General features: G+C 69.0%; 16 protein-coding genes. 11 read left to right on the forward strand and 5 right to left on the reverse strand.

Going from position 1 to position 20,655, the window contains the following annotated elements:
• The first annotated feature begins 12 nt into the window (after nucleotides 1–12).
• The 4 genes from CUR96_RS12835 (at nucleotide 13) to CUR96_RS12850 (ending at nucleotide 4,363) form a co-directional block, all read left to right on the forward strand.
• Entirely contained in the window at nucleotides 13–1,383 is a 1,371-nt protein-coding gene (locus tag CUR96_RS12835; RefSeq protein ID WP_180969024.1) for an MFS transporter, read from the forward strand.
• 13 nt (nucleotides 1,384–1,396) lie between these two features.
• On the forward strand, nucleotides 1,397–2,197 hold the full coding sequence (locus tag CUR96_RS12840) for an NAD(P)H-dependent oxidoreductase (protein WP_102193688.1): 801 nt from the start codon (nucleotides 1,397–1,399) through the stop codon (nucleotides 2,195–2,197).
• Nucleotides 2,198–2,329: 132 nt separating this feature from the next.
• Nucleotides 2,330–3,301 carry an alpha/beta hydrolase fold domain-containing protein gene (locus CUR96_RS12845; protein ID WP_102193689.1) on the forward strand — a complete coding sequence of 324 codons (972 nt, stop codon included), beginning with the start codon at nucleotides 2,330–2,332 and terminating at the stop codon, nucleotides 3,299–3,301.
• A gap of 66 nt (nucleotides 3,302–3,367) precedes the next feature.
• On the forward strand, nucleotides 3,368–4,363 hold the full coding sequence (locus CUR96_RS12850) for a hypothetical protein (protein WP_102193690.1): 996 nt from the start codon (nucleotides 3,368–3,370) through the stop codon (nucleotides 4,361–4,363).
• 12 nt (nucleotides 4,364–4,375) lie between these two features.
• Here the strand turns inward: CUR96_RS12850 and CUR96_RS12855 are convergent, their stop codons facing one another.
• From CUR96_RS12855 to CUR96_RS12865, 3 genes are read right to left on the reverse strand one after another with little or no spacing between them, the layout of a single operon-like run.
• Nucleotides 4,376–5,413: a LacI family DNA-binding transcriptional regulator gene (locus CUR96_RS12855; RefSeq protein WP_102193691.1), complete on the reverse strand. Its 1,038-nt coding sequence runs from the start codon at nucleotides 5,411–5,413 to the stop codon at nucleotides 4,376–4,378.
• Nucleotides 5,414–5,422: 9 nt separating this feature from the next.
• Entirely contained in the window at nucleotides 5,423–7,558 is a 2,136-nt protein-coding gene (locus CUR96_RS12860; protein WP_102193692.1) for an alpha-galactosidase, read from the reverse strand.
• Entirely contained in the window at nucleotides 7,555–8,583 is a 1,029-nt protein-coding gene (locus CUR96_RS12865) for a LacI family DNA-binding transcriptional regulator (RefSeq protein WP_102193693.1), read from the reverse strand. Before CUR96_RS12865 ends, CUR96_RS12860 begins: the two co-directional genes overlap by 4 nt.
• Before the next feature lie 286 nt (nucleotides 8,584–8,869).
• Between CUR96_RS12865 and CUR96_RS12870 the strand changes: the two genes are divergently transcribed.
• From CUR96_RS12870 to CUR96_RS12900, 7 genes are all read left to right on the forward strand, one after another.
• Complete coding sequence (locus CUR96_RS12870; RefSeq protein ID WP_102193694.1) at nucleotides 8,870–10,183, forward strand: ABC transporter substrate-binding protein; 1,314 nt, start codon at nucleotides 8,870–8,872, stop codon at nucleotides 10,181–10,183.
• Nucleotides 10,184–10,215: 32 nt separating this feature from the next.
• Nucleotides 10,216–11,178 carry a carbohydrate ABC transporter permease gene (locus CUR96_RS12875; RefSeq protein ID WP_102193695.1) on the forward strand — a complete coding sequence of 321 codons (963 nt, stop codon included), beginning with the start codon at nucleotides 10,216–10,218 and terminating at the stop codon, nucleotides 11,176–11,178.
• On the forward strand, nucleotides 11,175–12,071 hold the full coding sequence (locus CUR96_RS12880; protein WP_102193696.1) for a carbohydrate ABC transporter permease: 897 nt from the start codon (nucleotides 11,175–11,177) through the stop codon (nucleotides 12,069–12,071). Before CUR96_RS12875 ends, CUR96_RS12880 begins: the two co-directional genes overlap by 4 nt.
• Nucleotides 12,068–14,536, forward strand: coding sequence for a glycoside hydrolase family 2 protein (locus CUR96_RS12885; protein WP_102193697.1), 2,469 nt, complete (start codon nucleotides 12,068–12,070; stop codon nucleotides 14,534–14,536). The genes CUR96_RS12880 and CUR96_RS12885 overlap by 4 nt, the downstream gene beginning before the upstream one ends.
• Nucleotides 14,533–15,483 carry a glycoside hydrolase family 113 gene (locus tag CUR96_RS12890; RefSeq protein ID WP_432612426.1) on the forward strand — a complete coding sequence of 317 codons (951 nt, stop codon included), beginning with the start codon at nucleotides 14,533–14,535 and terminating at the stop codon, nucleotides 15,481–15,483. The genes CUR96_RS12885 and CUR96_RS12890 overlap by 4 nt, the downstream gene beginning before the upstream one ends.
• Nucleotides 15,484–15,700: 217 nt before the next feature.
• Nucleotides 15,701–16,912, forward strand: a complete 1,212-nt coding sequence (locus tag CUR96_RS12895) for a cellulase family glycosylhydrolase (RefSeq protein WP_245861248.1) — start codon at nucleotides 15,701–15,703, stop codon at nucleotides 16,910–16,912.
• Nucleotides 16,913–17,029: 117 nt separating this feature from the next.
• Nucleotides 17,030–18,454, forward strand: coding sequence for an HNH endonuclease signature motif containing protein (locus CUR96_RS12900; protein ID WP_180969025.1), 1,425 nt, complete (start codon nucleotides 17,030–17,032; stop codon nucleotides 18,452–18,454).
• A 42-nt stretch (nucleotides 18,455–18,496) separates the two neighbouring features.
• Here the strand turns inward: CUR96_RS12900 and manA are convergent, their stop codons facing one another.
• A complete protein-coding gene (manA, locus tag CUR96_RS12905) occupies nucleotides 18,497–19,648 on the reverse strand; it encodes a mannose-6-phosphate isomerase, class I (protein WP_219721985.1) in 1,152 nt (383 codons plus the stop codon).
• Complete coding sequence (locus CUR96_RS12910) at nucleotides 19,645–20,589, reverse strand: N-acetylglucosamine kinase (RefSeq protein WP_102193699.1); 945 nt, start codon at nucleotides 20,587–20,589, stop codon at nucleotides 19,645–19,647. The genes manA and CUR96_RS12910 overlap by 4 nt, the downstream gene beginning before the upstream one ends.
• Nucleotides 20,590–20,655: the final 66 nt, after the last annotated feature.

Genomic DNA, 20,655 nt, shown 5'->3' on the forward strand with positions numbered 1-20,655 from the left:
GAGACTGACATGGTGACCTTCTCGACACCCGCAACAGCCGCTCGGCCCCGCTCGACCCTCCACCCGTGGCTTGCCATGATCCCGCTGCTTCTCGGCATCCTGATCGGCGCCCTCGCGATCAGCAGCATGTCGACCGCGCTGCCGGCGATCCGAGGCGACCTCACCCTCAGTGAGAGCGGCGCCCTCTGGCTCGTCGACGTCTATGCCCTCTCTCTTGCCGCGACGCTGATCGTCGCCGCGCGGATCGGCGACGCGTTCGGGCGCAAGCGGATCGTGCTCTTCGGGCTCGCCGGCTTCGCGGTGCTCAACGTCGTGGGCGGGTTCGCCCAGGACGGGATGCTGCTGGTCGTGGTGCGGGCTCTCCTGGGCGTCGCCGAGGCCTTCGTCGTGGCCGGCGTCGTGGCCACGATCGGGGCGCACTATCACGCACGCCAGCGCGTGCTGGCTTACGGGCTGTGGACCGCGACCTTCGGCGCAGGCAGCGCTCTGGGTCCGGTACTCGGCGGGCTCGTCACGGAGGGCCCAGGGTGGCGCTGGCTGCTGCTGGGCAGCGTGCCGCTCGCGGTCGTCGCCGGCGTGCTCGCGATCTGGCTCGTGCCTGATTCACGCAGCTCGCGGCCACCGTCGCGGGACATCCTCAGCATCGTGTCGTCGATCGTCGCCCTCGGGGCTCTCGTCTTCGCCCTGCACGAGGTGCTCGCAGCTCCGCTCGCCGCGGGCATCGCAGGACTCGTCGCGGTCGTGACGCTCGTGTTCTTCATCCGCCGCCAGCGCACCCTGCGCGAACCCCTCATCGACATGCGACTCTTCCGCGTACCCGGGTTCAGCCCTGCCATCGTGCGCATCGTGGCGAGCAGCGGCGTGTCGACGGCATCCGTGCTCCTGGTGAGTCTGCATCTGCAGGATGTCAGTGGGTACAGCGCGGCCGAAGCCGGGATCGCGATCCTTCCGCAGGCGGTGGCGATCGCGCTCGGCGGAGTGCTCGCACCCCTGTTCCTCCGCTGGCTGACGTCACCCGCGCTGACGGTGCTGGCGCTCATGGTGCAGGGGGCGGGACTCGCCTGGCTCGCGACAGGGGTCGATCTCGTCGCGATCCCGCTCGTGCTGGTCGGAGTGGGGTTCGGCGTCGCGGCCACGCTCGCCGCGACGACCCTCTTCGACGTGACGACCGAAGACGACGCCGGCCAGGTCGGGGCGATCCAGGAGGTCGGCTTCGCCCTCGGCGGCGGCCTCGGAATCGCCGTGCTCGGCACGATCGCCTCGATCGTCGGGACTCGCGGCTTCATCGTCGCGCTCCTCGTCGCGACCGGGATGGTCGTCGCCGCAGCGCTCCTGCCGCTCTGGAGGCGCGCACCCGAGCCCTCTGTCCTTGAATCCCGTTGAAGAAAGGCCATCCGTGTCCGCATCACGTCCGTCCGTCCACTGGATCTACGCGCACCCCCAGGAGAACTCGTTCAACGCCCGGCTGTTCCGCGACGGGGTGGAGGCGCTGTCGCGCGACTACCACGTTGCGACGACCGACCTCTATCGTCAGCGGTTCGACCCCGTCCTCGCGGCCCAGGATCTGGGCGATCCGCAGGGGAGGGAGGGCAGCGTCGTCGACCTCATGGGCGAGGCGTATGCCGAGGGCCAGGTGCCGTCCGATGTGAGCGAGGAGCAGCGCAAGCTCCAGGCCGCCGATCTCGTCGTGCTCCAGTTCCCGCTGTGGTGGTACGGACCCCCGGCGATCCTCAAGGGGTGGTTCGATCGCGTGCTGACCAATGGGTTCGCCTACGGTCCGGTCGATCCGCGCACCGGTCTGCCATTGCGCTACGGCGACGGCCTGCTCACCGGGCGCCGTGCCCTCGTGATCGTGACGGCCGGTGAGGACGAACGCTCCATCGGGGAACGGGGCGTGAGCGGAGACGTGGACTCGTTGCTGTTCCCGCTCACCCATGGCACCCTCTGGTACACCGGGATCGAGCCGCTCGACCTGCACGTCGTCCACGACGCCGACGGGTTGGAGCCGACGGGGGTCGAGCACGAGAGCGCGCGGCTGGTCGAACGGCTCTCCGGCATCCGCGACGAATCGCCGAGCCGCCCGTATCGCCGACTCCGCGACGGTGAGTACCACGGCACCCGAGCGCTCCGAGCGGATCTGCTTCCCGGTCGCACCGATCTCGGCATCCATCGCGTCCCGATCGACCGAACGGCGTAGGACCCGCCACTCGGCGGTCATCCGACGGCGGATCGGCCTCGCACGGCGGGTTACCCTCGGAATCGCGTAGAGCGAAGCTGGGGCGAGCGTCACCGTTCGGGTGGCGATGGACCCAGTGACAAAGGAGTTCCGATGACCGAGACGCTCGCCCGACCCCCCTTCGATCCCGAGCTGGAGGCGGCGCTCGCGCTGGTCTTGGAGCAGATGCCTCCGACGCTCACGGCCGAGATGATCCCGCTGATGAGGCAGGGGATGATTCTCACCGGGGAGGACGAGACCTTCCGGCTGTTGTCCGAGCGCGGTTTCGTCTGGCGCGATGTGACCATCGCGGGCCACGAGGGTGACGACATCATCGTCTCGGTGATCGAGAAAGAGGGCCGAGTCGGCACCGGTCCCGGCTTCTTCCACACTCATGGCGGGGGCATGATCGTCGGCAGCCGCTGGCTCGGGGTCACCGCCTTCCTCGACTGGGCGGAGCGCTTCAACGGCGTCATCGTCACGGTCGAGTACCGCCTCGCACCTGAGTTCCCCGACCCCTATCCCGTCGAGGACTGCTACGCGGGGCTGATCTGGACCGTCGACCACGCCGGCGAGCTCGGCATCGATCCGGCCCGAGTCCTGATCGGCGGCGGCAGCGCCGGCGGAGGCCTCGCCGCCGGGACTGCGCTGATCGCCCGCGATCGACAGGGGCCGGCTCTCATCGGACAGCTGCTCATCTGCCCGATGCTCGACGACCGCGATTCGACCGTGTCGGCGCAGCAGATCGACGGCATCGGAGTGTGGGACCGCGGCTCCAACGTCATCGGCTGGACGGCCCTTCTCGGCGATCGTCGCGGTACGGATGCCGTCTCGATCTACGCGTCACCCGCCAGGGCGACCGATCTCTCCGGGCTCCCGCCGGCCTACATCGACTGCGGCAGCGCCGAGGTGTTCCGCGATGAGGATGTCGCCTATGCCACGGCCCTGTGGGCCGCCGGCGTCCAGGCCGAACTCCACGTGTGGGCCGGTGGCTTCCACGCGTTCGATTCCTTCGCGCCGCACGCGGCCGTATCTCAGGCGAGCGCCGCCGCACGCGACAACTGGGTGAACCGCCTGCTGGGCTGATCACTTGCACTATGGGGTCGGATCCTGACCCCATAGTGTGGAACTCCCGCGCGATGGAGCCCGACGATGCAAGATCTGCTGGGGCGGCTCACCGCCCTCGACCCGGATGCGAGCGAGACGCTCAAAGTCGTCTCCTATTTCGACGCGCTCGTTCAGCACTCAGTCGGTGTCGAGAGCATGCTGCGCGGGGCCGCCGTGCTCAGCGGGACGACGGTCGGGCAGCGCGACGGCCGGCAGATCATCCGAGTGCGGGCCGACGGCGTGCGCATGGATCCCGTCGACCCCGGAGACGCCTGGACGCTGCGGGAGAGCGGGCCCGAAGCCGTCGTCTGGATCGAACGCACCGGTGAACCGCACACGAACGACGCGATGATCCTCGAGCGGCTCGCACTGGCGCTCGCGATCATCCGGGCCCGTCGCACCCTCGGTGCGGAGAGCGCCGTCGAGCTCGCGATCAGCTCGTACGCGAACGCCGACGAACGGGCGTCGGCGGTGTCACGGTTGCGGCTGCCGACCGGCGCCGTGCGGGTCGTCGCCTCCCCGCCGGACCCGGCGCCGCTGCCGCAGCATCCGTCCGCGATCGTCGCCACGCGCCACGGGCTCACGCGCGCGACGATCCTGGATACGGCCACTGAGGCGGCGCACGCGTGGGACGACCTCGCCGATCTGCGCCTGGGGGTCGGGATCTCCGGCCCGAGCGTCGAGCTGCCGGCATCCTGGTCATCAGCCCTCGTCGCCGCGCGACTGTCCAGACCTTCGGAGCGGATGATCCATGCAGCCGACCTCGGGGCGGCCCTCATCGTCGCCGAGACGGCGGACTCCGGCGCCCCGCATCCCGACGTGACAGCGCTCGCGCGCCTGGACACGCGCAGCCTTGACCTGCTGGATGCCGTCGTCGACGAGCAGAGCGTGCGCGCCGCCGCGACGCGGCTGGGAAGGCACCACTCGAGCGTGCAGGAGCGGCTCACGGCGCTCGTCGACACCCTCGGCTACGACCCGCGCACCTCCCGAGGTCACACGCGCTATGCGCTCGCGCGGATGCTGCTCACCCTCGCCGGCTGAGTGCCGACGCTGTCAGCCGTGCGCCACTCCGGTCGACTCCCGCACCTCGAGCCGGGGCGTCGAGTCGAGGTATGCGGCAGGAGTCGCGCCGCCGAGCACATCGAACAGTCGCCGTGCGGCGTGCGCGCCGAAGGCGACGACGTCGTGGCTGAGAGTCGTCAGCTTCGGCACCATGTGCCGGCAGATCAGCGAGTCGTCCCAGGCGATGATCGAGACGTCGTCCGGCACCCGGAGACCGGCCCGGGAGAACACGCCGAGCGACGCGATGGCCATGATGTCGTTGTCGTAGACGAACGCGGTCGGCGGATGCTCCGCATCCAGCGCCCGCTCGGTCGCCCGCGTCCCCTCCTCCGGGGAGTAATCCGTGCGCAGCAGCATCCCCTCGCACCCGAGGGCTGCGATCTCCTCATGGAACGCCGCATCGCGGATCTGCGTGTGAGCGAGTTCGGACAGGCCTGCCACACGCGCGATGCGACGGTGTCCGAGGGCGGCGAGCGCCCTGACCGCCTCGCGCATGGCCTCGGCGTCATCGGTCCACACCGACGTGAGGCCCGGTGCCGCGGTCGGGTCCGCGACAGCCACGGAGGGGAACTCCGGATGCTTCGCGAAGTACTCGGCCCGCGGATCGTCGACGTGCAGGTCGACGAGGAGGATGCCGTCGACGCGCCTGGTGGTGCGCCAGCGCCGGAGCGTCTTCAGCTCGCTCTCCGAGTCCGGAGCCACCTGCAGCAGCAGGCCGTAGCCGCGCGGAGACAGCTCGCTCTCCATTCCGGCGAAGAACTGCATGAAGAACGACTCGACGCCGAGGTTCATCGGGTCGCGTGCGAGCACGAGACCGAAGCTGTTCGTCTTCTTCGCGGTCAGCGCCTTGGCCGCCGCTCCGGGCGCCCAGCCGAGCTCATCGGCGACGAGGAGGATGCGGGCCCGGGTGCTCTCGGAGACCCCCTTGCGTCCGTTGAGCGCGAACGAGACGGCGCCGGGGGAAACGCCGGCGCGCGTGGCGATCTCGGCGATCGTGACCGTCTGCCTCGGGTGCGCACCTGTTCCCACCGTCGTACCCTAGACCGCTTCGACGTGCAGCACGAAAGCCTGCACCGGCCAGAGCGCCGGAAGCTGCAGGCCCACTTCGGCGAGCACGATTCCGGGGAGCTCGATGCCGTCGCCGGTGAACCACTCCGGCGCCGCCCACCCGTACTTCGTCTCGCCGATCTCCCGGCGCACGCGCACACGATAGTTCCTGGCCGGGTCCAGGCCGCCTAGTCGGAGGCGCTCCGCGCGCATGTCCTCCAGGCTCGCGACGGTGGCGATGACGTAGACGGCCGCCGCCTTCGTCGTGAACCCGGTGACCCGCCATGCCGGATCCCGCAGATCCGCGTGCACGGTGCGGCCACCGTGCACGATCGGCCGCAGTTCCTTGTAGAGAGAGGTGAAACGCGCGATCGCCGCGGTCTCCTCGTCGGAGCAGCCGAGGATGTCCCACTCGAGCCCGGCCGACCCCATCAGGCTCGTGGCCATCCGGTACGACAGCGGGGTCACGCGCCCCGAGCTGTGCGTCTCGGCGGGTCCGACGTGCGCGCCGACGAGCTCGGGCGGCAGCAGCAGCCCGGTCCAGCGCTGGATGTCCTGTCGCTCCACCGGATCGTTGGAGTCGCTGGCCCATACGCGGTCGGCATGGGCGAGCATTCCGAGGTCGGTGCGCGCCCCGCCGGACGAGCACGATTCGATCTCGAGCCCGGGGTGCGCCGCCTTCAGCTCGTCGAACATGCGGTGCGTCGCGAGGGTCTGCTCATGCACGCCGGGGCGGCCGTCGTGCACGCTCTCGACGAGGTCGCGGTTGTGGTCCCACTTGATGAAGTCGATGCCGAGCTCGGTGACGAGGGCGTCGATCTGACCGAAGACGTGCGCGTAGGCCGCGGGGTTCGCGAAGTCGAGCACGAACTGCCCGCGCCAGGACAGCGACCTGTCGTGCTCGAGGTGGCGCACGTCGTGCAGCAGCCAGTCCGGATGCGCCCGCGCCACGTCGGAGTCGAGACTCACCATCTCCGGCTCGAACCACAGGCCGAACTGCATCCCGAGCTCGTGCACCCGGGCGGCGAGCGGGCCGAGACCGTCGGGCCACACCTCGCGGTCGACGACCCAGTCGCCGAGGCTCGTGCTGTCGTCGCGCCGGCCGGAGAACCAGCCGTCGTCGAGGACGAACCGCTCGACGCCGACGGATGCCGCCCGCTCTGCGAGAGCCGTCACCTTCGCCGGATCGTGGTCGAAGTACACCGCCTCCCACGTGTTGAGCACGAAGGGACGCACGGACGACGGATGCTCGGTGCGAGCACGCAGCAGCGTGTGGAACGCCGCGGCGATGCCGTCGAGCCCGGCCTCGGAGTGGGCGAACAGCACGGAGGGCGCCGCCAGCTCCTCGCCGGGGGCGAGCACGATCTCTCCGGGGCGCAGCACCTCTCCGCCGCCGAGCTGGGTCAACGAGTCGGTGACCCGGTCCACACGGTAGGTGGTATCGGCCGACCACGCGACGTGCGCGGCCCACAGCCGGCCATCGGACCAGCGCGGCACGCCCTCCGCGGCGACCATCAGCGTCGGCGAGTCATGGCCGGGGCGTCCGCGCCGGGACTGGCGCACGGTGGATCCCGCCGGCATCGCCGTCACGACGGGGCGCTTCTCCCGCGCCCAGCGTCCGTCGAAAGTCAGCAGATGGTCCGTCGTCGTCGGCACCGGGAGGATGCTCTCCAGCCAATCCGCCTCGACCGAGGGCGACCCGGCCGCACCGGTGTGCCGCAGACGCTGATCGACGCGCACGACGCCTCCGGCCTCGATCAGAAGCGTGATCGTGAGCTCGAGCGCGGCTGCCTCGTCGACTGCCGTGAAGGTGCAGCGATCCGCCTCGGCATCCGCCCCGATGACAGACCAGCGCAGACGCAGCAGCACGCCCTCGGAGCGCAGCTGCATGCCGGGTCGTCCGCTCCACGCATCGGCGTCCTGCGGCGAGAGGGAGACCTGCCAGGGGGCATCCAGCGTGCGGGGCGCGCTCTGGCGCGACAGTGCGTCGCGCAGGGCGTCGTCGTGACCGTCGAGACGGATCCCGATCGGCGCGCCCCAGTGCAGCACCCGGGGCAACCCCTGCCCGGCCGGGTCGATGATGACGGATGTGCCGTGAGCCTCGAGGTGCACGAGCGGGGTGGTCATCGATTATCTCCTTCAGGGGTGGGGGGACGCTCGCCGGAGCCGCGCTCGACCAGCCAGGTCGGAAGCTCGATCTGGCTGGTGAAGCCGGTCGGCTCGGCCATGCGTGCGATGGCGAGCTTCGCCGCGCGACGGCCGAGCTCGACGGGATCGTATGACACCACGGTGATGCCGAGCACGTCGGCGGTGTCGAAGTCGTCGAAGCCGATCAGGGCCGGTTCGGTGCGGCCCGGCCGGGCGCGGAAGGCGCGCAGCGCGCCGATGGTCATCCTGTTGTTGCCGGTGAGGATCGCGGTCGGCGGGTCTGGTTCGTCGAGAAGAGCGCCGATGATGTCTTCGCCCTGCACCGACTTGTCGTCGGCCAGTCGTTCGAGCTCAGCGGTGTCACGCACGCCGTATGCGGCCATGGCCTCGCGATAGCCGCGCAGGCGCTCGGCCTGCGTGTAGACGTCGGCGGGGTTGCAGGCGTAGGCGATGCGCCGGTGGCCGAGTTCCAGAAGCCGCACCGTCGCATCATGGGCGCCTCGGCGATTCTCGAGCACGATCGAGTCGGCGACGAGGTTGCGAGCCGGACGATCGAGGGCGATGACGGGTGTGCCCAGCTGCCGTTCACCTTCGAGATACGACTGATCGTCGGCCACCGGGATGAGCAGGAGGGCGCCGATGCGCTGCGCGAGCAGGGCGTCGGCCACCCGCTCCTCGCCGTCAGGGGTGTCGTCGGTGGTCGCGACGATGAGTGCGTGGCCGGTGCTGCGCAGTTCTTCCTCGATGCCCGAGGCGACCTTGTAGTAGAACGGGTTGCCGAGATCTCCCATGATGAAGCCGATGGCGTTCGTGGCGCCTCCGCGGCGGAGGCTGCGTGCCAGCGTGTTCGGGCGGAAGCGCAGCCGCTTCGCGGCGCTGAGCACTCGCTCGACGGTCTCAGGCGCGACGAGCTCACGATCGGCGTAGACGCGGGAGACGGTCTTCGAACTGACGCCGGCGAGGCGGGCGACGTCGTCGAGCGTCGCCCTGGGCTGCACTGCCATGTCCGCTCCTTCGCCTCGCGTTCCGCAGGGAGAGCCTAGCAAAGGCGATGTCGATATGTCTATCGAAGGACATTTACGCGACATTAGCTGGGTACGTCAAGAGTTGCGCCACTTTAAAAAGCCAGTTCAAAGCGATTTAGGGCATGGATCTCGCCTTCGATCTTGCGTCGGACAGCGCTGACATTTAGTTGCGAAACGCTTACAGCGCGGCCTAATCTGTCCCGAGCAGCCCCACGGCACACCGGGGCGGCCCCAGTTCAAGGGTGAACCTGACAGGAGTCCTCACATGGCAAAGAAGACAGTGGTGGCAGCAGCGGCGCTCGCCGTGACGGCGATCGCATTGACCGGATGCTCGGCGGGTGGCGAGAGCGACCCCGACAACACGATCGACGGCGAGGTGAAGGGCGACGTCAAGGTGGTCACCTGGCGCACCGACCTCGTCGAGGACGGCACCTTCGAGGCGTACGCCGAGGAGTTCAACAAGGAGTACCCCGACGTGAAGCTCACGTTCGAGGGCATCACCGACTACGAGGGGGAGATGAAGACCCGCCTCTCCACGAAGAACTACGGCGACGTCATCGGCATCCCGACCATGCAGCCCAGCCAGTTCGAGCAGTTCCTCGAGCCGCTCGGCGAGACGAGCGACTTCGCCGAGACCTACCGGTTCCTGAACACGCACACCTACGACGGCACCCAGTACGGCCTTGCCATCGGCGGGAACGCCCAGGGCGTGCTCTACAACAAGAAGGTCTTCGAAGAGGCCGGCGTCACAGAACTTCCCAAGACGCACGACGAGTTCCTCGACGCTCTGAAGAAGGTCAAGGACGGTACAGACGCGATTCCGCTCTACACCAACTACAAGGACGGCTGGCCGCTGTCGCAGGCGTTCAGCAACCTCGGCTCCATCACCAACGACCCTGACGCCGGCATCCACATGGCCAAGGACGATGCTCCGTGGACCGAGGGCACCGACATCTACGCGATCGACTCGCTCCTCTATGACGCCGTCGAGGCCGGCCTCACCGAGCCCGACCCGCTGACGACCAACTGGGAGCAGTCCAAGATCGACATCGGCACCGGCAAGATCGCGGCCATGACGCTCGGATCGTGGGCCATCTCGCAGATGCAGGCGGCTGCGGAGGACAACGGGGCGTCGGCCGACGACATCGGCTACATGGCCTTCCCCTCCACCGTCGACGGCACGCAGTACTCCATCATCGGCGGCGACTACAACCTCGGTGTCAGCAAGCACTCGAAGAACAAGGCCGCGGCGTGGGCGTTCATCCAGTGGCTCATCGAGGACTCGGGCTTCACCGAGACCCAGGGCATGATCTCGACCGTCAGCGAGAAGGAGCTTCCCGCGAACCTGGGCGATTTCACCGTGGAGAAGGTCGAGCTCATGGAGACCAACCCGGCACCGGCCGGTGAGGAGAGCCTGCTCAGCGACGTGTCCAACGACTCGCAGATCGACCTGTGGGGCCAGATCTACCGTCAGAAGCTCGTCGACATCGCTCGCGGCGCCGCCGAGGGCGACAAGGAGAGCTACTTCGCCGAACTCAACGAGCGCTGGGCGGCCTCGGTCGCGAAGCTCGCCGAGTGACGGACTGAATCGACGCGACGGAGAGTGTGACGATGGCGATCACGACGACACCGGAGACGGTCGTCGGCAGCGCACCGGAGGGCCGCATCGAGCGGCCCTCCGGCCGCGCCACGACCCGCGCGACGCGCGGAAAGGTGATGCGGCGGCTCACGCCGTACCTGTTCATCGCCGTTGCCGTCGGCCTGCTGCTGCTGCTGACTTACTGGCCCGCGGTGAATCTGATCTGGTACAGCTTCACCGACTGGGACGGGCTCGACCTCGAGAAGAACTTCATCGGACTCGACAACTACGTTCAGGTGTTCACCGATCCGCGCATCCTCCAGGTGTTCGGGGTCAGCCTGTACTACTTCGCGGCCTCCTTCGTGCAGATGGGCCTCGCTCTCTACTTCGCCACGATCCTCAGCTTCTCGACACGGTTCCAGAACCTGTTCCGCGGCATCCTGTTCTTCCCCTACCTGATCAACGGCGTCGCGATCGGCTTCGTCTTCCTCTACCTGTTCCAGCCGGGTGGCACGCTCGACACGGTGCTGTCGTGGTTCGGGGTTTCCGAGTCTCCGCAGTGGCTGGGCGACCCCGACATCGCCAACTGGTCGCTCGCGGGCACCAGTGTCTGGCGTTACATGGGCATGAACTTCGTTCTGTTCCTCGGTGCCATCCAGTCTCTGCCCAGTGAGCTCTATGAGGCAGCCGAACTCGACGGCGCCAGCAGATGGCAGCAGTTCTGGGCGATCGTGTTCCCCGGCATCCGCCGTGTGATCGGGCTCTCCTTCATCCTCGCCGTCGCCGGCTCCCTCAGCGTCTTCGAGATCCCGTTCATCATGACCGGCGGCGCCAACGGCACGTCGACGTTCGTGATCCAGACGATCCAGTCCGCGTTCAACTTCCGCCAGGTCGGCCTCGCCTCCGCGATGGCCGTGGTGCTGCTCCTCATCGTGCTGGCGGTCACCTGGATCCAGCGCAGGCTCTTCCCCGACGAGAAGGTGGATCTGACATGACCGCCACGACCACGAACCCCGCCGTCAATCCGCGGGGCCGCACGCGCCGCGGACCCGACCTGGTCGCCATCCGTGCGCGAGGCGTCTCGGCCAGCACCGCGAAGTACCTCAGCCTGATCATCGCGGCGCTGTGCACGCTGCTGCCTCTGGTCTCCGTGGTCTTCGCGAGCCTCAAGACGGCGCAGGAGTACGGTGCCACGGGCGCGCTCGAACCCCCGCAGAACTGGTTCAACTTCGAGAACTTCGTCACCGCGTTCACCCGGGGCGACATGCTCATCGGCTTCGTGAACACGCTGATCGTGCTGGGCGTCTCGCTGGTCGGCACGATCATCCTCGGAACGATGACCGCGTATGCGCTCGACCGGTTCGAGTTCCGTGGACGCAAGCTCGTGATGGGCCTGTTCCTGGTGGCGACGCTCATTCCGAGCGTGACGAGTCAGGTCGCGACCTTCCAGGTGATCAACGGCCTGGGGCTCTACGACACCAAGGCCGCACTGATCCTGCTCTTCATGGGCACCGACATCATCGCGATCTACCTGTTCATCCAGTTCATGGCGTCGATCCCCGTCTCGCTCGACGAGGCGGCTATGATCGACGGCGCCAACAGGTGGACGATCTACTGGCGGATCATCCTGCCGCTGCTCAAGCCCGCGATCGCAACGGTCGTGATCATCAAGGGCATCGCGGTGTACAACGAGTTCTACTCGCCGTTCCTCTACCTGCCCTCAGAAGATCTCATCTCGACCTCCCTGTTCCGGTTCAAGGGCCCGTTCGGCTCGCAGTGGGAGATCATCTCCGCCGGCGCACTCATCGTCATCGTCCCGACCCTCATCGCGTTCCTGCTTCTGCAGCGATGGATCTACAAGGGCCTCACCTCCGGAGCCGTCAAATGACCCTCGACCTTCCCACCACGCTCATCGCCCCGATCCGCCGGGACCTGCACTCCGGATGGAGCCTCACCGCCGCATCCGGACCGGTGCCGGAGACGTTCGCGCTCCCCGATGCCGTGCCGGCCGCCGTGCCGGGCTGCGTGCACACCGACCTGCTCGCGGCCGGCCTCATCCCCGACCCGTACCTCGACGACAACGAGGCGCTCCTCGCCTGGATCGGCCTCGTCGACTGGACGTATGCGACGAGCTTCGACTGGGCGCCCGACGCGCACGAGCGGCATGACCTGGTGTTCGACGGTCTCGACACCGCGGCGACGGTCCGCCTCAACGGGCAGGTCGTGCTCGAGACGGCGAACCAGCACCGCTCCTTCCGCGTCGACGTGCGGGCCCTGCTGGTCGAGGGCGCGAACTCGCTCGAGGTCGCCTTCCGTTCGCCGATCCGGTACGCCAACGCGCAGAGCCTCGAGCTCGGCGCCCGCCCACGCCCATATCCGCTGCCGTACGAGGCGATCCGCAAGTCCGCGTCGAACTTCGGCTGGGACTGGGGCATCGCCACCTACACCTCCGGCATCTGGCGACCGGTGCGCCTGGAGTCCTGGTCGGTCGCGCGCATCGCGGAGGCCCGGTTCGCGGCCGCCCCCACGTCAGTCGGAGGCCGGGTCGACATCGACATCGAGGTCGAGCGGGCGGATGCCGCGACCTCGCCGCTCACGGTCGTGGCGTCGCTCGGCGGATCGAGTGTCTCGGCGCAGGTCGTCGGGGACAGCGCCTCGGTCGCAGTCGAGGCCGCCGACGCCGAGCGCTGGTGGCCCGTCGGTCACGGCGAGCAGCCGCTGTACGAGGCATCCGTCTCCCTTCGCCACGACGACGGCGTGCTCGACGAGACGACCCGCCGCGTCGGGTTCCGCACCGTCGAGTGGAACACCGCGCCGGATGCGGAGGGCACCCCGTTCACGCTCGTCGTGAACGGGCGGCCGATCTTCGTGAAGGGTGTCAACTGGATCCCGGATGATGCCCTGCCCGTGCGGGTCGATCGCGCGCGGTACGAGCGCCGGCTGCGTCAGGCCGTCGCCGCGAACCTCAACCTCGTGCGGGTGTGGGGCGGCGGCATCTACGAGTCCGAGGACTTCTACGAACTCTGCGACGAGCTGGGCCTGCTGACCTGGCAGGACTTCCTGTTCGCCTGCGCGGCGTACCCGGAGGAGGAGCCGCTGCGCAGCGAGATCGAGGCCGAGGCGCGCCAGCAGATCCCCCGGCTCGCAGCGCACCCCTCCCTGGTGCTGCTCACCGGCAACAACGAGAACCTGTGGGGGTTCGAGGACTGGGGGTGGAAGACCTCCCTCGACGGCAGCACCTGGGGTGCGTACTACTACCACGAGCTCTTCCCGAAGCTGGTCGCTGAGCTCGCCCCGCAGGTGCCGTACAGCCCCGGCAGCCCGTTCAGCCCCGGCGGCGAGCATCCGAATGCGGAGTCGCACGGCAGCATGCACCTGTGGGAGCAGTGGAACCGCCTCGACTACCCGACCTACCGCGACCAGCGCCCGCGCTTCGTCGCCGAGTTCGGCTGGCAGGGTCCGCCAGCCTGGTCGACGCTGGTGCGGTCGGTCTCGGACTCGCCTCTCACCCCCGAGTCGCCCGGCATGGTCGTGCACCAGAAGGCTCTCGAGGGGAACACGAAGCTCACGAACGGGCTGCTCCCGCACTACCGGATGCCGAGGGACATGGAGAGCTGGCACTGGGCGATGCAGCTGAACCAGGCGAACGCGGTGCGCTTCGCGCTGGAGCACTTCCGCTCCTCGGCGCCGCACACGATGGGAGCCGTCGTCTGGCAGCTCAACGACTGCTGGCCGGTCACCTCATGGGCCGCGATCGACGGCGACGAGCGACTGAAGCCGCTGTGGCATGCGCTCAAGCTGGCGTTCGCGCCGCGCGTGGTGTCGGTGCAGCCGCGGCGCGATGGGCTGGCTGCGGTGCTCTCGAACGACAGCGCCTCCGCGTGGGAGGGCGCGCTGGCGGTGCGGCGCCTGTCGTTCGACGGCGCCTCGCTGGCGACCGTGGACGTGCCGTTCAGGGTCGAGGCATGGGGTGCGGCGACGATCGCGCTCGATGCATCGGTGACGGCTCCGGCGGATGCCTCCACCGAGGTGCTCGTGGTGGATGCCGGCGAGCGGGGCTTCTGGTTCTACGCCGAGCCGCGCGACTCGGCGCTCGCCGCGGCGTCGCTGTCGTTCCAGACGACGCCGGTCGAGGGCGGCACCGAGGTGCGGGTGACCGCGGCGAACCTGGTTCGCGATCTCTCACTGCTCGTCGACAAGGTCGACCCGGCCGCCTTCACCGAGGACGGCCTGGTGACGCTGCTGCCCGGCGAGACCGCGACCTTCGTGGTGCGGCATCCGGCCGGCGTGGATGCCGAGGCGTTCATCTCGGCGAGCGTCGTCCGCACCGCGAACGAGCTGGTCGCGCTGTGACTGACGCCCTCGCCCCCTACGTGGCCGGCATGACGTGGGGATGGACCGGCATCCGCGGCACGTGGGCCGCGGATGCGGCATCCGAGTCGATGACCGCGATGGCCGAGCACGGCGTGAACTGGACGGCCATCGCGTACGCGGTCGAGCAGGCCACGGCGCAGTCGACCGAGATGCCCTGGGATCAGGCGCCGACCGTCACCGAGGAGGAGATCGTCGGAGCCATCCGCGATGCCAAGGCACACGGGCTGAAGGTGTGCCTGAAGCCGGTCGTGAACGTCAGCGACGGCACCTGGCGCGCCTACATCGGCTTCTTCGACTGGGACGTTCCCGGTGAGCCCAGCTGGGCCGACTGGTTCGCCTCGTACACCGCGTTCATCCTGCACGCCGCCGGCATCGCCGAAGCTGAGGGCTGCGAGATGCTCTGCATCGGCTGCGAGATGGTGCGGGCCGACTCGCGGGAGAGTGAGTGGCGCGCGCTGATCGCGGCCGTGCGCGAGGTGTACTCCGGCATCGTCACCTACAACTGCGACAAGTACCAGGAGGATCACGTCACCTGGTGGGACGCCGTCGACGTGATCACCTCGAGCGGCTACTACCCGATCGACCGGTGGGATGCCGAGCTCGATCGCATCGAGCGGGTGGTCGAGGCATCCGGCAAGCCGTTCTTCTTCATGGAGGCCGGGTGTCCTTCGCGCGTGGGCTCGCCCGAGAAGCCGAACGACTGGAGCCTCGTCGGCGCTCCCTCCGGCGAGGAGCAGCTGCGCTACTACCGGGCCATGTTCGACGCGTGCGATGCGCGCCCCTGGATGCGCGGCTTCATGCTGTGGGACTGGCCCGCGACGCTGTACGCGCTCGACGAGGCCGGCTCGAACGACGACTACTGCCCCTATGGCAAGCCCGCCGGTGCGTACCTGCGGGAGAGGTACCTGGCCCAGACCGCCACCTGACCGTTCCTCCTGGCCGCCCTTCCCCTTTCGCGACGATGCGAGGTCAGAAAGACATCGCAGAACGCGGAATGGGATGCGTTTCTGACCCCGCGCCCCACCGGAGCGGTGTCTACCGACCTCGTCAGCGCCCGCTGACCGGGCTGCCGCCGCCTCGCCACGCGGCCGCAGTTGCTGGACCCCACAACGCGAGCGCTGACGCTCGCAGCGAAGGAGATCAATGATGAAACGCCTGTTCGCACTTCTGATCGGCGCGGTGATCGCGCTGGCGGCGCTCGCCGCCGCCCCCACGGCGGCCACTGCCGCGACTACCGGATTCTCGGTGAGCGGTGGTCGCATCCTCGACGCCAACGGCACGGAGTTCGTCCCGCAGGGGATCAACCACGCCCACGTCTGGTACCCGGACCAGACCGGCTCGTTCGCCGCGATCCGCGCCGCCGGGGCGAACTCCGTGCGCGTCGTGATCAGCGGCGGCCGGTACGGCACGACGTCGGCATCGGAGGTGACCAGCATCATCTCGAAGTGCAAGGAGAACCAGCTCGTCTGCATCCTGGAGAACCACGACACCACCGGCTACGGAGAGGATGCCGCTGCCGGAACGCTCGCCGCGGCGGCGCAGTACTGGACGAGCATCAAGCAGGCGCTGATCGGCCAGGAGAAGTACGTGATGATCAACCTCGGCAATGAGCCGTTCGGCAACGCGGGTTACCAGAACTGGACGTCGGCGACGATCTCGGCGATCCAGACGCTGCGCGCGGCGGGGATCACGCACACCCTCATCGCGGACGCCCCGAACTGGGGGCAGGACTGGTCGTTCACGATGCGCGACAACGCGGGCGCCGTCGCCGCGGCCGACGGCAACACGGTGTTCAGCGTGCACATGTACGGCGTCTTCGACACCGCGGCCGAGGTGCGCGCGTACATCGATTCGTTCCGCAGCCGCGGGCTGCCGCTCATGGTCGGCGAGTTCGGCATCGATCACTCCGACGGCAACCCTGACGAGGCGACCATCATGAGCTACACCCGCAGCACCCGCATCGGGATGCTCGGCTGGTCGTGGTCGGGCAACAGCGGCGGCGTCGAGTACCTCGACATGGCGAACGGCTTCAACGCCTCCTCGCTCACGCCATGGGGCGACCGTTTCATCAACGGCGCGGACGGCCTCAGGGCGCGCGCGCCGCAGATCGCCAGCGTCTTCGGTGCCGGTGGCGGCACGGGAGGTGGAACGGCTCCGAACGGGTATCCGTACTGCGCGAGCGCGGCATCCGATCCGGACGGTGACGGCTGGGGCTGGGAGAACTCGCGCTCCTGCGTCGTGCGCACCGGTGGCGGCACTGCCCCGAACGGATACCCGTACTGCGCGAGCGCGGCATCCGACCCCGATGGCGACGGCTGGGGCTGGGAGAACTCGCGTTCCTGCGTGGTGAGGTGAGTCGTCGGCCTCCCTCTGTCATCGACGGAGGGAGGCCGACCAGAACAGGCAGAATCATTCTCTGACCAGCGAGAATTCAGGGCTGGAATGTCGGTGGCCCCGTGTTGAATGGGAGGTATGAACAGCCCTGCGGTCGTCCTGGAAGAGGTCGTCTCCGATCTCGGTGCGCTGGTGCGCGCGGACTCCATCGTGGGCCTGTCGGATGCTGCAAAGCTGGCCGTTCTGCGTAGTGCAGGAGACGCGCTCCGGCTCCTGGAGGCGGTGGTCGTTGAGACGGTGGCCTCGGTCGAACCCGGGTTCGAGGATGCCTTCGGATGCCGCAGCATGAACGAGCTTCTGCAGCGCGCGTTCCGCACCGACGCACCGGGAGCAGCGCGCGTCACGAAGGCCGCAAAGGCGGTGGAGCGGGAGATCAGCCTCGTGTCCGGTGAGCGCCTGCCGGCTCGCTGGCCTGCGTTGCGCGACGCGATGTTGGATGGGGTGATCGGCGTCGCGGGGATGCTCGCCGCGACCGGGGCGCTCGATCAGGCCGGCGACCGGATCGGACTGGAGGACAGACTCCGCGCCGACGACTACCTCGCGGAATGCGCGCGGGGATGCCGCGTGGCCGATCCGCACGAGGGTGCCACTGATGCGGATGCGCAGGATGCGGCACCCTCCGCGACCCCGGATGATCTGCGGCAGGCATCGCAGTACCTCGCGATGGTGCTCGACCCCGACGGCGCCGAGCCCACTGACCGCAACGCCCAGCACCGGCGGTATCTGACCATCGGCCGCATCCGCGACGGCGTGCATCCGTTGCGCGGCAACATCCTCCCCGACACGGCCGCGCAACTGCAGCTCATCATCGACGCGCAGAACAATCCGAAAGTCGGCGGTCCGCCCGCGCCCGGCGTCGCGTTCCGGTCGGAGGATGACGAAATCCATGAAGACCGGTTCAACTCCGATCCGCGTAACGTGATCGACCCCCGCACAGCCGGGCAGAAGCGCCACGACGCACTCGCGGCGGCACTCGGCATCGCGGCCCGCCATGACGAGATGCCGTCACTGGGCGGTGCCGCCCCGACACTCGTCGTCAATGTCGACGCCCAGGACTACGCCGCCGGCACCGGATGGGCCACCATCCCCGGTGCCGACACCGCCGTCCCGCTCAGCATCGCCGCGCACACCGCCTGCACCGGCACCATCCAGCGGGTGCTGTTCGAGGAAGGCCGGATCATCGGGATCACCGTGACCGACCGGGTGTTCACGGTGCATCAGCGCCGCGCGATCATCGCCCGGGACAAGGAGTGCCTCATTCCCGGATGCCATGTGCCGGCGTCCTGGTGCGAGATTCACCATGTGACCGAGTACGCCCGCGGCGGTCCGACCCACACCGACAACGGGGTGCCGTTGTGCTGGTGGCATCATCGATCCCTCGACCGCTCTGGGTGGGAGATCCGCATGGCCAACGGAGTGCCCCAGATCCGTGGGCCCGCCTGGTGGGACGCCGACCGATCATGGCGAACTCCACGAACTGTCCGGGCGCCGCTCCGCGTCTGAGCGACGGCACATCCGACTCATGCTCCGCGCGGGGGCGCGGCATCACGCCCCGGTCGCCAGGAAGAGCCGCCCACCGCCTTCGATGCGGATCGTCGCACTCCGCGCGATGAACACGGCTCGGCCACGGGGAACCTCGGTGCGTTCTTCCTCGGACTCGAGAGTGAAGGAACCATCCGTCACCAGTGCGATGCCCGGACCGGGGATGCTGATCTCACCGGACCCCTCGCTCACATAGAGCTCGAACCCAGGATTGCCCTCATCTCCACCGGGGTGGAACACGCGGATGCCGTCACCCAGCGGCTCCGGAACGAGTCGCGGGTCGCCGCCTTCACGTGCGTCCAGCACCCGTCCGAGCTCCGTCGTGTCGATGTGCTTGGGCGTGAGCCCGCCGCGCAGGACGTTGTCACTCGGACCCATCAGCTCGATCCCCGCTCCGGACAGGTAGGCGTGGATGTTGCCGGCGGGCAGCCACAGCGACTCGCCGGCCCGCAGCGTCACGTGCTGCAGCATCAGCGCGCCCAGGATGCCCGGGTCGCCGGGGTGAGCCGCTGCGATCGGTCCCAGCACGGCGAATCGATCATCGTGCTCAGCGGCGGAAACGGCGGCCGAGACCAGCACCGCGATCCTGTCGTCGCCGGATAGCAGCCACAGGAACGCGCGGCGGATGCCGTCTTCCCCCGCGAGCAGATCGCGCCAGATCTGCAGCCCCGGCAGCTCGTCGGATCCGGTCAGACCGGCGAGGGCGTCGAGATCGGTCTGCAGATCCGCCACGGCGCGGAAGCCGCAGAGCGCCTCGAAGCCGTCGTGCAGCGCGACGATGAGTTCCGGCTTGGCGTGCGGGTCGCGGTAGTTGCGGTGCGCGGCGTCCAGCGGGATGCCGAGGGCGTTCTCACGGGCGAAGCCCTCCTGCGCCTGCGCGGTGCTGGGGTGCGCCTGCAGCGACAACGGCTCGGCCGCGCACAGGATCTTCAGCAGGAACGGCAGCCTCTTGCCGCTCGCGCGCTCCCACTCGTCGAGCGAGGGCCACGGGGCCTCGCGGACGAAGACGCTGGGGGCTGAGGGGTGTGCACCGAGCCACAACTCGGCCTCGCGGTTTCCGCGGCCGGCAGTGCCGCGCACGCGAGCGACGCCGTCGATCTGTCCCCAGGCGTAGTCGCGGGGGGTGTTGTCGATCTCCCAGAACAGCGCACTCATGCGGCCACCTCGCTCATCGTTCGAACCGCCTGTGCCGACTGCTCACGAAGCGGATGCTGCGGCGCGAGATCTGCGAGCGCGGCGGCGCCGTCGAGCCCGGTGCCCAGTGGCGGCACGAAGCGCACCTCGGGGCGCACCTCGCGTACCTTCGCCTCGAAAGCCTCGCGGATGAGATCCGAGCGCAGCACGCCTCCGATCGCGCCGACCGGAGCATCCGCCGCCGCATCCGTCGTCCGCAACGCGGACGTGACCGAGAGCGCGAGCTCTGCGGCTGCGGCACGGCAGATCGCCAGGGCCACCGGGTCGCCGCTCGCAGCGAGCTCGGCCGTCGGCGCCGCGAACGAGGCGACGAGCCGCACCCGGTCGGGGGCCGCCTGCAGCGCCGGGTACGCGGCCTCCAGGTCGGGCCAGCGCTCCTGCGCGATCGCGGTGAGGGCGGTCGCGGCGCCTCTCCCATCGTGCGCGCGCATCACGGCATCCAGCGCTTCGCGGCCGATCCAGTACCCGCTGCCGGCGTCGCCCATGATGTTTCCCCAGCCGTCGACGCGGATCGCCGACCGGGGGCCGACGCCGAGCGTCACCACACCGGTGCCGACGGCGATCACTGCTCCGTGCTGATCGCCGAGCACGCCGAGGAACGAGGTCACCGAGTCATGGGCGACGATCACCCGCTGCACGCCGGCGAGTCCCGGCCGCCGGATCAGGCCTTCGGCCTCCATATGCACATCGGTCACACCGGAGACGCCGATCGCCAGTGCCGTCGGAGCGTCACCCGCGACGTGCGCGATCCGCTCGGCGATGTCCGCCAGCTGCGGCAGCAGCGGACGATCGGTCAGCACGCCGGGAAGCAGGTCGTCACGGGAGGTCCCGTCGGCCCAGCGCAGGCGCACCTTGGTGCCGGTCTGACCCGCGTCCATCGCGAGGAGTTGGAGCGCGCTCATCGGAGCACGACCTGCTGGTGGGTGGAGTTGGGCATCGGCGTGATTCTCTCGTCTGCGGCCCCGAAC

This window comes from Microbacterium aurantiacum, from assembly GCF_002872075.1.
Taxonomy (GTDB): Bacteria; Actinomycetota; Actinomycetes; order Actinomycetales; family Microbacteriaceae; genus Microbacterium; species Microbacterium aurantiacum_A.

Bases quoted from the DNA above. Each gene is read 5' to 3' on its own strand.
- CUR96_RS12845 (WP_102193689.1), top strand. From the start codon at position 2,330: ATGACCGAGACGCTCGCCCGACCCCCCTTCGATCCCGAGCTGGAGGCG.
- CUR96_RS12850 (WP_102193690.1), top strand. From the start codon at position 3,368: ATGCAAGATCTGCTGGGGCGGCTCACCGCCCTCGACCCGGATGCGAGC.
- CUR96_RS12860 (WP_102193692.1), bottom strand. From the start codon at position 7,558: ATGACCACCCCGCTCGTGCACCTCGAGGCTCACGGCACATCCGTCATC.
- CUR96_RS12865 (WP_102193693.1), bottom strand. From the start codon at position 8,583: ATGGCAGTGCAGCCCAGGGCGACGCTCGACGACGTCGCCCGCCTCGCC.
- CUR96_RS12870 (WP_102193694.1), top strand. From the start codon at position 8,870: ATGGCAAAGAAGACAGTGGTGGCAGCAGCGGCGCTCGCCGTGACGGCG.
- CUR96_RS12875 (WP_102193695.1), top strand. From the start codon at position 10,216: ATGGCGATCACGACGACACCGGAGACGGTCGTCGGCAGCGCACCGGAG.
- CUR96_RS12880 (WP_102193696.1), top strand. From the start codon at position 11,175: ATGACCGCCACGACCACGAACCCCGCCGTCAATCCGCGGGGCCGCACG.
- CUR96_RS12885 (WP_102193697.1), top strand. From the start codon at position 12,068: ATGACCCTCGACCTTCCCACCACGCTCATCGCCCCGATCCGCCGGGAC.
- CUR96_RS12895 (WP_245861248.1), top strand. From the start codon at position 15,701: ATGATGAAACGCCTGTTCGCACTTCTGATCGGCGCGGTGATCGCGCTG.
- CUR96_RS12900 (WP_180969025.1), top strand. From the start codon at position 17,030: ATGAACAGCCCTGCGGTCGTCCTGGAAGAGGTCGTCTCCGATCTCGGT.
- manA (WP_219721985.1), bottom strand. From the start codon at position 19,648: ATGAGTGCGCTGTTCTGGGAGATCGACAACACCCCCCGCGACTACGCC.
- CUR96_RS12910 (WP_102193699.1), bottom strand. From the start codon at position 20,589: ATGAGCGCGCTCCAACTCCTCGCGATGGACGCGGGTCAGACCGGCACC.